Origin of the sequence: Citrobacter sp. CFNIH10 (genome assembly GCF_002934585.1) — a bacterium.
In the GTDB taxonomy this organism is placed as follows: domain Bacteria; phylum Pseudomonadota; class Gammaproteobacteria; order Enterobacterales; family Enterobacteriaceae; genus Citrobacter_A; species Citrobacter_A amalonaticus.
The window spans coordinates 4,442,612-4,455,201 of the sequence record NZ_CP026216.1; the positions used below are offsets into that span (position 1 = coordinate 4,442,612).

At 51.5% G+C, this 12,590-nt stretch carries 9 protein-coding genes, 4 tRNA genes and 3 pseudogenes; 6 read left to right on the forward strand and 10 right to left on the reverse strand.

Annotated features, from left to right (window positions below):
* Positions 1-540: 540 nt before the first annotated feature.
* From C2U53_RS25730 to C2U53_RS25740, 3 genes and pseudogenes are all read right to left on the reverse strand, one after another.
* A pseudogene (locus C2U53_RS25730) lies at positions 541-969 on the reverse strand (IS3 family transposase); the annotation flags it as partial.
* Between the two features lie 9 nt (positions 970-978).
* The gene (locus C2U53_RS25735) at positions 979-2,130 is read right to left on the reverse strand and encodes an IS30-like element IS30 family transposase (RefSeq protein WP_001254932.1); all 1,152 of its coding nucleotides are present in this window, start codon (positions 2,128-2,130) and stop codon (positions 979-981) included.
* 64 nt (positions 2,131-2,194) lie between these two features.
* Positions 2,195-2,443, reverse strand: a pseudogene (locus C2U53_RS25740) (transposase); the annotation flags it as partial.
* A gap of 66 nt (positions 2,444-2,509) precedes the next feature.
* On the opposite strand from C2U53_RS25740, the pseudogene C2U53_RS25745 reads away from it, so the two are divergent.
* A pseudogene (locus C2U53_RS25745) lies at positions 2,510-3,079 on the forward strand (tyrosine-type recombinase/integrase); the annotation flags it as partial.
* Between the two features lie 44 nt (positions 3,080-3,123).
* Here C2U53_RS25745 and C2U53_RS25750 read toward each other — a convergent pair.
* From C2U53_RS25750 to C2U53_RS25760, 3 genes are all read right to left on the reverse strand, one after another.
* On the reverse strand, positions 3,124-3,306 hold the full coding sequence (locus C2U53_RS25750; protein ID WP_104446673.1) for a hypothetical protein: 183 nt from the start codon (positions 3,304-3,306) through the stop codon (positions 3,124-3,126).
* 169 nt (positions 3,307-3,475) lie between these two features.
* Positions 3,476-4,006 carry a hypothetical protein gene (locus C2U53_RS25755; RefSeq protein WP_104446674.1) on the reverse strand — a complete coding sequence of 177 codons (531 nt, stop codon included), beginning with the start codon at positions 4,004-4,006 and terminating at the stop codon, positions 3,476-3,478.
* Between the two features lie 206 nt (positions 4,007-4,212).
* A tRNA-Ser gene (locus C2U53_RS25760) sits at positions 4,213-4,302 on the reverse strand.
* Positions 4,303-4,395: 93 nt separating this feature from the next.
* Here C2U53_RS25760 and mtfA point away from each other — a divergent pair.
* Positions 4,396-5,193, forward strand: a complete 798-nt coding sequence (mtfA, locus tag C2U53_RS25765; protein ID WP_043000268.1) for a DgsA anti-repressor MtfA — start codon at positions 4,396-4,398, stop codon at positions 5,191-5,193.
* Positions 5,194-5,293: 100 nt separating this feature from the next.
* A tRNA-Asn gene (locus C2U53_RS25770) sits at positions 5,294-5,369 on the forward strand.
* A 36-nt stretch (positions 5,370-5,405) separates the two neighbouring features.
* Here C2U53_RS25770 and cbl read toward each other — a convergent pair.
* Together cbl and nac are read right to left on the reverse strand one after the other, a co-directional pair.
* On the reverse strand, positions 5,406-6,356 hold the full coding sequence (gene cbl, locus C2U53_RS25775; RefSeq protein ID WP_043001894.1) for an HTH-type transcriptional regulator Cbl: 951 nt from the start codon (positions 6,354-6,356) through the stop codon (positions 5,406-5,408).
* Positions 6,357-6,457: 101 nt separating this feature from the next.
* On the reverse strand, positions 6,458-7,375 hold the full coding sequence (nac, locus tag C2U53_RS25780) for a nitrogen assimilation transcriptional regulator NAC (protein ID WP_044266804.1): 918 nt from the start codon (positions 7,373-7,375) through the stop codon (positions 6,458-6,460).
* A gap of 327 nt (positions 7,376-7,702) precedes the next feature.
* On the opposite strand from nac, the gene C2U53_RS25785 reads away from it, so the two are divergent.
* The 3 genes from C2U53_RS25785 to C2U53_RS25795 all read left to right on the forward strand — a co-directional run bounded on the left by C2U53_RS25785 (position 7,703) and on the right by C2U53_RS25795 (position 10,873).
* Positions 7,703-7,778: transfer RNA gene (locus C2U53_RS25785), tRNA-Asn, on the forward strand.
* Positions 7,779-7,986: 208 nt separating this feature from the next.
* Positions 7,987-9,303 carry a shikimate transporter gene (gene shiA, locus C2U53_RS25790; RefSeq protein ID WP_104446675.1) on the forward strand — a complete coding sequence of 439 codons (1,317 nt, stop codon included), beginning with the start codon at positions 7,987-7,989 and terminating at the stop codon, positions 9,301-9,303.
* 115 nt (positions 9,304-9,418) lie between these two features.
* Positions 9,419-10,873 carry an AMP nucleosidase gene (locus C2U53_RS25795; RefSeq protein ID WP_104446676.1) on the forward strand — a complete coding sequence of 485 codons (1,455 nt, stop codon included), beginning with the start codon at positions 9,419-9,421 and terminating at the stop codon, positions 10,871-10,873.
* Positions 10,874-10,927: 54 nt separating this feature from the next.
* Here C2U53_RS25795 and C2U53_RS25800 read toward each other — a convergent pair.
* Positions 10,928-11,003 (reverse strand) — tRNA-Asn (locus C2U53_RS25800).
* A gap of 99 nt (positions 11,004-11,102) precedes the next feature.
* Positions 11,103-12,590, reverse strand: a complete 1,488-nt coding sequence (locus C2U53_RS25805; protein ID WP_043000264.1) for an EmmdR/YeeO family multidrug/toxin efflux MATE transporter — start codon at positions 12,588-12,590, stop codon at positions 11,103-11,105.

A 12,590-nucleotide genomic window follows, 5' to 3' on the forward strand; every position in this document is an offset into this window, starting at 1 on the left:
GCGTCATCGGAGCCATGCCCCCTTAACATCCGTCGCTGACCTTCCCCGGTTTACCTGCCTGGACTCAGGCATACTGAGGAGGCTGCCCGTCGCACTCTTTATCCTTGCTTGCCGCAAGTTGGCAGAAGTCAGCAACGCAAGCGTGATAGACGCTGCTGCCCCGGTGTTTCGCATACATGTCAAAACACCTTCGACCGGCAGTGCTTACGTATCACTGCCAGTTCCTCCTGCACGGCCTGTCAGATCACGTAGGCCGTGGTGACGTTTTCAACCCACAGAGGCGGATTAACGGGTTCATGTTCTTCAGCCTTTCAGTACTTAACCTTGAGGATCATCTCGGCTTAGTGATCTCGCCTCAATCCCCGTTGTCAGCGGGTTACATCACCCTGCGGGCATGCCGCAGGTCACTGCCGCTCAGGTTCTCCACCGTCACACCCGGTGGGATTGTTGGGTTTCTCATCGTGAGTTACCGGTTCAATATTCCAGACAGACTCGCGGTTCATTTAAGCATCCATGCCCGCCCTGAACTCCGGGCACACTGTAGGTTATGTCCGTTACCCAACTCTCATCCGGAGCATCCGGATTGAACTGTCGCTGGAGCCTGTTGGGCGACACGATACTGGCCTCGCCTTTACGTGCCCGCGGGCTCCGGTATCCGACCTGAGCCTTTATCCCGACACGTTTCATCAGTCGCCAGACTCTGTTCACTCCGCACTGTTGCCCGCTGTCCCGCAGATCCAAATGGATTTTGCGATAACCATAGACGCATCCCGATTCCAGCCAGAACTGTTTAATCTGCCCTGTCAGCCTCAGGTCTGCCTGATGGCGTTGTGAATGCGGCTGCTGAAGCCAGGCGTAAAAACCACTGGGATGAACATCCAGCACCCGACAGAGCAGGCGAACAGGCCAGCAACAGGTGTTGTCACGGATAAAGGCGTACCTCAGTCGGACAGCTTTGCGAAGTACGCCGCTGTAGATTCAATCTGTCAATGCAACACCCCTTTCAATTATCTCTTTCGGTGTTTTGAACTTCAGTGTCTTTCTCGGTCTGTTGTTTAGCTGAGCAGCAACCAGATCTAGTTCATGTTGAGTATATTGGGCAAGACATGTCTTTTTAGGAAAGTACTGCCGAATTAGCCCATTTGTGTTCTCATTTGTTCCCCGCTGCCAAGGACTCTGAGGATCGCAGAAGTAAACTTTAACGCCGGTGCTGACAGTAAATTCTAGATGTCTGGCCAGTTCCATTCCTCTGTCCCATGTCAGTGATTTTCTGAGTTCTGACGGTAAACTCAGGAATTTGTCGGTAAGAGCCTGATTTACTGAGACAGAATCTTTGCCCCTGAGTCTGAGGATGATCGTATAACGTGATTTTCGGTCTACAAGTGTGGCTATATGAGAGTTTTTTGTACCTGAGACTAAATCGCCCTCCCAATGCCCCAGAGAGCGTCTGTTATCGATATTTCGGGAACGTTCGTGAATTGGTGTTCCGTTCACTATGTTAATCGTACCTCTTTCGCCTTTGCGGGTATGACGCCTGCCATGGCGAAGGCTATGCGACCGTCGCAGATGCTGTATATTCAGGTGGTGTAGCGCTTCACGGCTACGAAAGTACAGCGTTTTATAAATTGTCTCAGGTGATATTCGCAGCGTTTTTTGACGTGGTTTTGTTCGCCTTAACCATCCTGATATTTGCTCTGGAGACCATTTCATCTCCAGCTTTTCCAGAACAAGCTTTCGCAATGGTAAATTTTGATCCAGTAAGCACGGTTTTGGCCTTTTCGCCATTCTGTTGGCTCGGTTATTAGCATCAACAGCTTTGTAATAGCGTCTGCCCCGATTACGCTGAACTTCACGTGAGATCGTCGAAGGACTGCGATTCAGCGCAGTAGCTATCGCACGAATGCTCATTTTGGCTGACAAACCAGCTCGTATCTCCTCGCGCTCAGACAGTGTCAGGTGAGCTACAGCCCGCTTACGCTCATGGGGTTTTATGCCGCCAGTATCCCTTAACATAGTGAAGATCGTTCCGGGTTTTGAACCCAGGATATTCGCTATTTCACTGAAGCCTGTTCCGTTCTTCCATAGTTCAAAAACAGAGGCTTTTTCCTCTGCTGTAAATGTTCGTCTCATTCAAAAAACCTCCGCAACCCCATGTTTTCACATAACTGTTGCGTTGACCAATTGAATCTACAGCGGCTTTTTTTAATATGTCCCGTTCGTCGGTAACCCGCTTCAGCTCTTTCTGGAGACGGCGGATCTCGGCCTGAGCATCTGACTCTTCTTTATTAGTGGAAGAATCTGGACCGTACTTCTTTATCCAGGCGTAAAGGCTGTGGGTGGTGATATCGAGACGTGTTGCAACGCTGGCAACAGAATAACCGCGATCAACAACCTGTTTGACTGCTTCAATTTTAAACTCTTCGGGATAACGCTTACCGCTCATGGGCACCTCTCTTTAAGCCATCTTAAATGACTCTGAGGTGTCTGTTAAACCCGTGGCGATTCAACCTTCGTTCCTGGTAATCCATGTGTAGGTGTAGACAAGTACCCGAAACCGCAGCGTGATCGCTACATCACCGATGAAGAATACCTGGCGATTTATAAACACGCCAGTGAGCCGGTTAAAGCCGCAATGGAAATAGCTTATTTGTGTGCAGCGAGGGTATCCGATGTACTGAAAATGGACTGGCCGCAGATAATGGATAAGGGAATTTTTATTCAGCAGGGCAAGACGGGAGTTAAGCAGATCAAAGCATGGACTGATCGCCTGCGCGCGGCAGTCGATATTTGCAGGTCGTGGGGGGAAACGGGGTCAGTAATTAAAACTATGTATGGAGAGCGTTACTCTTACAAAGGGTTTAACGAGGCATGGCGAAAAGCAAGAACAGCGGCCGCGAACTATCTCGGAAGGCCTCTGGATTGCACATTTCATGATCTGAAGGCTAAAGGCATTTCTGACTACGAAGGTACGGGACGAGATAAACAGAAATTCAGTGGGCATAAAACTGAATCTCAAGTTTTGGTTTACGACAGGAAGATAAGAGTAACTCCAACACTGGATGTTAAGACACATAAATAGCAAAAAGCCCAGCGTTGCTGGGCTTTAAAATCAGTATGAAATTATCAGTAGGCGTAACGCTTTAAGGGTTCTTCCGGGCATTTTAAGGTTAGACCTGGGTTGTTACGCTCGATGGTCTCGGCTTCTTCCCATGTAATACCGAACTGTTCCATAGGATTTTTGCCATTAGCAAACATCTCAGCCACAAGCCTTTTGGCTTCGGCTACAGTCATTTCGGTTTTTTTCATATGCCTTCCCGCTCGTTGTAGTTCAGTGCAAATCAAAAAAGAAAGTAGTAATCAAGGAATGCTTCTAGATAGTTTTTGTAAGTGTACCTTTAAGGTAACGCATCATTGCATCACCTGCCACCATGGATCAATCTTTTTTTGCGCATTTTACAATGTTCTTTACAGCAGATTACGCAACTAACTCATCAAGAACCATAGCACAAATAGCCCCGTCATAATCTGGGATGTATCTGAACTTTGCATGCTTATAGTAGTAAGCTCTAACGTCTTCAGTCGGACTGACCATCGCAATCTTGTTAATCTCGTGTCCTTGCTTTCTGAGCAACATGCCGTACGCAGAGAAGCACGATAACGCTATTGGTAACATCTGATGATCCATGTCGTCATGTGCATCAAGACGTTTCTCTATCCAGCAAATTTCAAGTGATTGTCGTTCTGCACTGAAATTGCCAAAAGCATACCCTAGAGGCGTACGGCGATAGTAAACAGCTAACCTGATAGGATGTGTATGTTCAGGTTGAAAAAAAGGCTGATTTTTCAACCACGGATCCCATTTCAGTTTTCCCGCCCTGTTTAGAATCATGAAATCTTCAATAACAGGTGGATGTGCATACGTAAGTACCAGGGTGTTATCAGGATATTTATGTTTGATCTCTTCAGCTACTTGATTAAAAGCAGCCTCCTGGAAAGCCTCTAACATAAGCCCTCTTACTTATAAATTTTCTTAATTTTGAGGGATGATAGCATGTCTTAGACGAGACGGTGAAAGAAAGAAGATTCTCATAGAGATCGGCAAATGTTTATGATTCACAATCAAAACAGACATGAGTTTTCTCATCTGTTTTTCTCATTTTTTCTCAACGGGATGTGTGTCACTGACAACAGGAAGGGTAAGTGCTTGAATAGTGGCGGAGAGAGGGGGATTTGAACCCCCGGTAGAGTTGCCCCTACTCCGGTTTTCGAGACCGGTCCGTTCAGCCGCTCCGGCATCTCTCCGTTTTGATGGTTGCCATCATGCCAGGTAATTTGGCATTTTAACAGACCCTGTCCCTTCAATTTTGTTCAAGTGACGAGTTTGCGAGCAAATCGATGATTAAGTGGCCCTGGAAAGCACAAGACACCGCACAAAATGAGTCTGCTCAGTGGGAGGAAGCCCTTGCAATCCCCCTGCTTGTGACCCTGACCGCGCAAGAACAAGCCAGACTCATTGCGCTGGCAGAGCGATTCCTGCAACAAAAAAGGCTGGTCGCCCTTCAGGGTTTCGAACTCGACTCGCTGAAAAGCGCGCGCATCGCCCTGCTTTTCTGTCTGCCGGTTCTGGAACTGGGTATCGAATGGCTGGATGGCTTCCATGAAGTGCTGATCTACCCTGCGCCCTTTGTCGTCGATGACGAATGGGAAGATGATATTGGTCTGGTCCACAACCAGCGCGTTGTTCAGTCCGGACAAAGCTGGCAGCAAGGACCAATCATCCTGAACTGGCTGGATATTCAGGACTCCTTCGACGCCTCCGGGTTTAACCTGATTATTCATGAAGTTGCCCATAAGCTGGACATGCGCAATGGCGATCGCGCCAGCGGTATCCCGCTGATTCCTCTGCGGGAAGTCGCCAGTTGGGAGCACGACCTGCACGCCGCAATGAACAATATTCAGGATGAAATTGATCTGGTGGGTGAAACGGCATCGAGCATTGATGCCTATGCGGCGAGCGATCCGGCGGAATGTTTTGCGGTCCTGTCAGAATATTTCTTCAGCGCCCCGGAACTCTTTGCGCCACGGTTCCCCGCGCTGTGGCAACGTTTCTGCCAGTTCTATCAGCAGGACCCTCTGCAACGCCTTCGTGATAACGAAGACGATGACCCATTTGACCCTGCGCAGGTTCACTGATCCTCCATTTTGGGGATTAATTAACCACTTGAAAAAGCGTGCTAATTTTACTGTTGACACGCCGTAGCGAGGTCAGTATTATCCGCCTCGTTCACACGATTCCTCTGTAGTTCAGTCGGTAGAACGGCGGACTGTTAATCCGTATGTCACTGGTTCGAGTCCAGTCAGAGGAGCCAAATTTAAAAAGCCCGCTTTTTAGCGGGCTTTTTGCTTTATATCTGATAATCAATCGCCACGTCATCAGGCTCCATCACCTGCCGCTTGATATCCTCCACGGACAATCCCGCATTACACAGTTCGATAAATCGCCAGACGTAGTTGCGCTGGAGTTGCCCGCGCTTCAGTCCTAGCCAGACAGTATTGGCGTCAAACAGATGCCGGGTATCCAGACGCGTCAACGCCCCCTCTTCCTGTTCACCGCTGGACTGTTCCGCCACCAGACCAATCCCCAGTCCTAACGCGACATAGGTTTTAATCACATCGGAATCCTGCGCGCTGAGAACTATATCCGGCAGCAGACCTTTACGGGCAAAAGCTTCATCAATGCGGGAACGCCCGGTGATCCCTTGCCGATAAGTGATCAGCGGCCAGTGGGCGATCGACTCCAGCGTGAGCGGCGAAACCAGGGTCAACGGATGATTATTCGGCACTAACAGGCTGTGATGCCAGCGAAACCAGGGGAAAGCAACCAAAAGAGGATCGTTGCTCAGCCGTTCACTGGCAATACCAATATCCGCCCCGCCATTTTGTAATAACGTCTCTATTTCCTGCGGCGTTCCCTGAATTAATTCCAGACGAACTTCCGGGAATAATTCGCGGAAGGCTTTGATCACCCCCGGCAGACTGTATCGCGCTTGCGTATGCGTCGTGGCGATAGTTAACACGCCCGAGGTGTCATTAGTGAACAAATCCGCCAGTCGGCGTACGTTACTGGCTTCATTTAAAATGCGCTCGGCGATAACCAATAACGCCTTACCTGGCTCGGTCATGCCAAGCAGACGCTTGCCCCGACGGATAAATATCTCGATCCCAAGCTCATCTTCTAACTCGCGAATATGCCGACTCACCCCTGACTGTGAGGTAAAGAGCATATTGGCGACTTCCGTCAGGTTGTAATCCTGACGGGCTGCCTCACGGATAATTTTTAGCTGCTGGAAATTCACTTGTTGCTCCGGATACATCAGACATGCCGCTATTGTTAAAGTCAGATGTCCGGCATAACAAATAATAAAAACCTGCATCTTATTCCGTCATGGAATAACGTTTAGCTGACCAACTGCAACTCGCGGTTATCCAGTGCCGGACTGCTCACCAGCGACATCAGGATCTCTTTCACCGCCTGTGCCTGCGGTGACAAACTCCCTCTTGCTGACATATTCAGCGACAGCGACAGATTCATCGACGGCGAAGTAATGCGTGCCATCCAGCCATTTGCCGCACCACACAGAGAACGCGCGGCGGATTCCGGTAGCACCGTCACGCCCATGCCGCTGGCAATCGCGGCGGTCAGCGTGGCTATCGACTCAATCTCGCCGATGACTTTCGCCGTTAAACGACGCAGTGAGAAGGCTTCATCAACCCGCAACCGGACTGCGCTGTAGTCACGAGGGAGAAAAAGATTCATCTGTGCAACAGCGGTAAGGTCTACGCTCTGCCCAGGGCAATCGCGGGTACCAACAAGGAAGAGGTCTTCTTTGAGCAGAGGTTGGCTGGTAATGCCTGCCTGCGGAGAACGCTCGTAGAGCACCGCCATATCCAGGTGACCACTCAACAATTTATCGTTCAGTACGGCCCCACTGTTTTCATGCAGATACACCAGTACCTCGGGCAGTTCTGCGCGCACCGCCTGTAGCAGCGGCATGGTGACCGACGACGCAGCAGTGCCCGGTGCAAGACCGATCGACACCTGTCCCGTTAAGGTTTGCCCAACATTACAGACAGCTAACTGCGCCTGTTCACACTGACGAAGGATCGTCCGCGCATGGGTGTAGAGGATTTTTCCCGCTTCAGTCGGCGTCACCCCTCGTTTAGTGCGAATGAGCAATTGCTGATTGAGCTCGCCTTCCAGAGTGGCAACCTGCTGACTCAGCGCGGGCTGTGCGATATGCAATACTTCAGCGGCCTGTGTCAGGCTACCAATATCGACAATTTTCACGAAATATTTCAATCGTCTGAAGTTCATTTTGCCTCCTGTCCGGAATGCCAGAACCCATGCTGGCAGTGTTGTCAGGAGAGAATTGCAAGATGCTTGCCAGTTTCGGATAAGAGGAGGAATTGGTGTTAAATCGCCGTAAAATAAGCATTTATGATTGTTATCGGTAATATCGATTCTCGTCAGCGGTTTCCGATCTGCCCCATCCGGGGTAGACACGCACCAGAATGGGGCAAAGCCCACCGGAGACCGAAAGTTCACCGCTTTGCTGGTTTTGTCAGCAAACAGACGCACAATCGCATTTCCCCCTTTGACAACCCTAATCGTCGTCGCTAATATGCGCCTCGTTCACACGATTCCTCTGTAGTTCAGTCGGTAGAACGGCGGACTGTTAATCCGTATGTCACTGGTTCGAGTCCAGTCAGAGGAGCCAAATTTTGAAGAGCCCGCTTTTTAGCGGGCTTTTTGCTTTTTCGGACGCCATATCCGCTTCATTTTCCTGTTCTGCTCTTTGTGGATTAAAAATCGTTTTCTCTTCCTGTCTGTCGCGGTAGTCTCATAACAACCACTTATAGGTTGGCCGCAATGTGTGTGACTCTTATTCCCATACTAATAATAAAATCAGTACAGACAGGATTACTATGGATTCCACTCTCATCTCCACCCCCTCCGTAGAGGAAACCCCATCGCTTAATCGCGCCAGACGTGCCGCGCTGTGCAGCTTTGCCGGTGCCGTCGTCGACTGGTACGATTTTCTGCTTTATGGCATTACCGCCGCACTGGTCTTTAACCGTGAGTTTTTCCCGCAGGTCAGCCCGGCAATGGGTACGCTTGCCGCATTTGCCACCTTTGGTGTCGGTTTCCTGTTCCGTCCGCTGGGCGGCGTGATCTTCGGCCACTTCGGCGATCGCTTAGGCCGTAAGCGGATGCTGATGCTCACCGTCTGGATGATGGGTATTGCCACAGCATTGATTGGCATTCTTCCTTCATTCGCCGCTATTGGTTGGTGGGCGCCGGTACTGTTAGTACTGCTGCGCGCGATTCAGGGATTTGCGGTCGGCGGTGAATGGGGCGGTGCCGCATTACTCTCCGTAGAAAGCGCGCCAGAAAACAAAAAAGCGTTCTATAGCAGTGGTGTACAAGTGGGCTACGGCGTCGGTCTGCTGCTTTCCACAGGTCTTGTGTCATTGATCAGTTATCTGACGAACGACGAGCAGTTCCTGAGCTGGGGCTGGCGTATTCCGTTCCTGTTCAGCATCGTCCTGGTGCTTGGTGCGTTATGGGTGCGAAACGGGATGGAAGAGTCAGCAGAATTTGAACAGCAGAAACAGCAGGCGCCTGAAGAGAAAAAGCGCCTGCCGGTGATGGAAGCGCTCGTACGCCATCCGGGTGCCTTTTTAAAGATTATTGCGCTCCGTCTGTGCGAACTGCTGACTATGTACATCGTTACCGCATTCGCCCTGAATTACTCGACGCAAAACCTCGGCCTGCCGCGTGAGCTCTTTCTGAATATCGGCCTGTTGGTCGGTGGGTTAAGCTGCCTGACCATCCCCTGCTTTGCCTGGCTGGCAGACCGCTTTGGCCGTCGGCGCGTCTATATTACCGGTGCGTTGATTGGCACGCTAAGCGCATTTCCGTTCTTTATGGCTCTCGAATCACAGTCGATTTTCTGGATTGTGTTCTTCTCGATCATGCTTGCTAACATTGCTCATGACATGGTGGTCTGTGTGCAGCAACCGATGTTCACCGGCATGTTCGGTGCAGGATATCGCTACAGTGGGGCTGGCGTGGGTTATCAGGTTGCCAGCGTGGTGGGCGGCGGATTCACCCCCTTCATCGCCGCGGCGCTGGTTACCTTCTCCGGTGGCGACTGGCACAGCGTGGCTATCTACCTGCTGGCAGGCTGCCTGATTTCGGCCGCCACCGCATTGCTGATGAAAGATAAGCAACACGCCTGAGTTCTCTGCGAGGGCCATTCGGCTCTCGCCTCTTCTCTAAAACTCTGACTTTTGTTTCACATTCCGGTGACATACTATCGGGTGAGCAGTACACCTGTAGAACAAGGAGACACAGATGAAGAGTAAGGGCTCCAGCCTGACGCCTGCACAAGCGCTGGAAAAACTTGATGCACTCTACGAGCAGTCGGTTCAGGCGCTACGCAGTGCCATTGGCAAGTACATTGAAACGGGGGAACTTCCCGATCTCACCGCCCCGAGTAAAGGTCTTTTTGTTTATCCATCGCTTTCTGTTACCTGGGATGGCAATGCCACCAATCCCCCGAAAACCCGTGCTTATGGGCGTTTTACTCATGCAGGTTGCTATACCACGACCATCACTCGTCCGGGACTGTTCCGCCCCTATCTGGAAGAACAGCTCACGCTGTTGTATCAGGACTACGACGCGCAGATCACCGTCGAGCCATCACAGCATGAGATCCCCTATCCGTACGTGATTGACGGTTCTGAGCTCACACTTGACCGCTCAATGAGCGCTGGGCTAACCCGCCATTTCCCAACCACCGAACTGGCGCAAATTGGTGATGAAACCGCAGATGGCATCTATCATCCCGTCGAGTATTCTCCCCTGTCGCACTTTGACGCACGACGGGTCGATTTCTCACTCGCCCGGTTACGTCACTATACCGGCACGCCGGTGGAACATTTTCAGCCGTTCGTGTTGTTCACCAACTACACCCGCTATGTGGATGAGTTTGTGCGCTGGGGATGCAGTCAAATTCTCGATCCGGACAGCCCATATATTGCGCTTTCCTGCGCCGGAGGCATCTGGATCACCGCTGAAACGGAAGCGCCCGAAGAAGCCATTTCCGATCTGGCCTGGAAGAAACACCAGATGCCCGCCTGGCATCTGATCACTGCCGACGGTCAGGGGATCACGCTGGTAAATATTGGCGTAGGCCCGTCTAACGCCAAAACAATTTGCGACCATCTGGCGGTTCTGCGCCCTGATGTCTGGTTGATGATTGGTCACTGCGGCGGCCTGCGTGAAAGCCAGGCGATTGGCGATTATGTACTTGCTCATGCCTATCTGCGAGATGATCAGGTGCTGGATGCGGTACTGCCGCCGGATATCCCGATTCCTAGCATTGCAGAGGTACAGCGCGCCCTGTATGACGCGACGAAGATGGTCAGCGGCATGCCCGGTGAAGAAGTCAAACAGCGTCTGCGTACCGGAACGGTGGTGACCACTTCCGATCGCAACTGGGAATTGCGCTACTCCGCCTCAGCGCTACGTTTTAACCTGAGTCGCGCCGTGGCAATTGATATGGAAAGCGCCACCATCGCCGCACAAGGTTACCGATTCCGAGTGCCCTATGGCACCTTGTTGTGCGTTTCGGATAAACCGCTGCACGGTGAGATCAAACTGCCCGGTCAGGCAAACCGTTTCTACGAGGGGGCCATTTCCGAACACCTGCAGATTGGTATTCGCGCCATTGACCTGCTGCGTGCTGAAGGCGACCGTCTGCACTCCCGCAAACTGCGCACCTTCAACGAGCCACCATTCCGTTAAGAAGAACCAGAGGCAGAAAGCAAAAAGCCCGCTAAAAAGCGGGCTTTTTAAATTTGGCTCCTCTGACTGGACTCGAACCAGTGACATACGGATTAACAGTCCGCCGTTCTACCGACTGAACTACAGAGGAATCGTGTGAACGGGGCGCATATTAGCGACGCCCACTGCCGTTGTCAAAGCCTGAATGCACCATCGCGATCGTTTGTCGAAATATTCCTCATTTCGTTGTTTATTCAGACGCAACGGGTGATTTTGTCAGCTTTTGATGTACCGGGCGCGGGTATTTCCATAGCCAACGTCCGCTAACCATACGCCAGTAAAACAGCGCTGCACGTACCGCCCAGTCGAAGAACATTCCCATCCAGACCCCGACAACACCCCAGCCAAGTACAATCCCCAGCGTATAACCAGCAACCACTCGACAGCCCCACATTCCCAGCATCGATACCCACATGGCAAAACGTGCATCGCGCGCGCCTTTAAACCCTGAAGGTAAAACCCAGGATGCAGCCCAGATCGGCATAAACGCCGCGTTGAGCCAAATCAGGATGACAACCACGTCTTTTACCTCCTGATCGCGGGTGTAAAACGATGCCATCAGCCCGGCAAACGGCGCGCTCAGCCAGGCGATGGCGGTCAGGCCAATCGTGGAAAGCCAGAACACGTGGCGTAATTGAATCTCTGCCTGGGCAATCTGTCCGTTTCCAAGACGTCTTCCGGTAATAATGGTGGATGCCGACCCCAGCGCGTTTCCTGGCAGGTTAATTAGCGCGGCAATGGAGAATGCGATGAAATTACCGGCAATGACGCTGGTGCCCATCCCGGCGACAAACATCTGCGTTAATAACTTGCCGCCGTTGAACAGTACCGATTCAATGCTGGCCGGGATACCAATCCCCATCACTTCCCAGATAATGGCGAAGTTCAGCGGTTTAAAATAACTTTTCAGCGGAATGCGCAGCGCCGGGTTAAAGCCAATCATCAGCACCCAGATAATGGCAACCGCGCCGATATAGCGCGAAATAGTCAGGCCCAGTCCTGCGCCGACAAAGCCGAGCCCTTGCCAGGAAAAAACTCCGTAAATCAGGATGCTACTGATAATGATATTAAGGATATTCATCCCACCATTTATCAGCAGCGGAATTTTCGTATTGCCCGCGCCGCGCAACGCGCCGCTACCAATCAGAGCAATCGCGGCGGCAGGATAACTAAGAACCGTTAATTCCAGGTAAGTCAGCGCCAGCGCCTTCACTTCCGCTGTCGCTTCGCCTGCCACTACATTGATAATCTGCGCGCCAAAGTAATGAATCACCGCCGCCAGGATCACGGCAAACAGCGTCATAATCACCAGAGATTGCCGGGCCGCAGCACGGGCGCGTCGGCGGTCACGTTTACCGAGGCTAAAGGCCACCACCACCGTCGTCCCCAGATCGATAGCGGCAAAAAAAGCCATAATTACCATGTTGAAGCTGTCAGCGAGACCGACGCCCGCCATCGCTTCTTTACCCAACCAACTGACCAGAAACGTACTGAGTACGCCCATCAGCAAAACGCAGGTATTCTCCAGAAAAATAGGGACAGCAAGTGGGGTAATTTCGCGCCAGAAAAGTACCTTATAGCTCTTGCGTTTGGCATACCAGGGCGTGCGGGTGACGGCCTGACGTAGGGCAGCGGAGACGTTCAAAATGGACCTTAGAGAAGAAAGTTGAAACCTCAT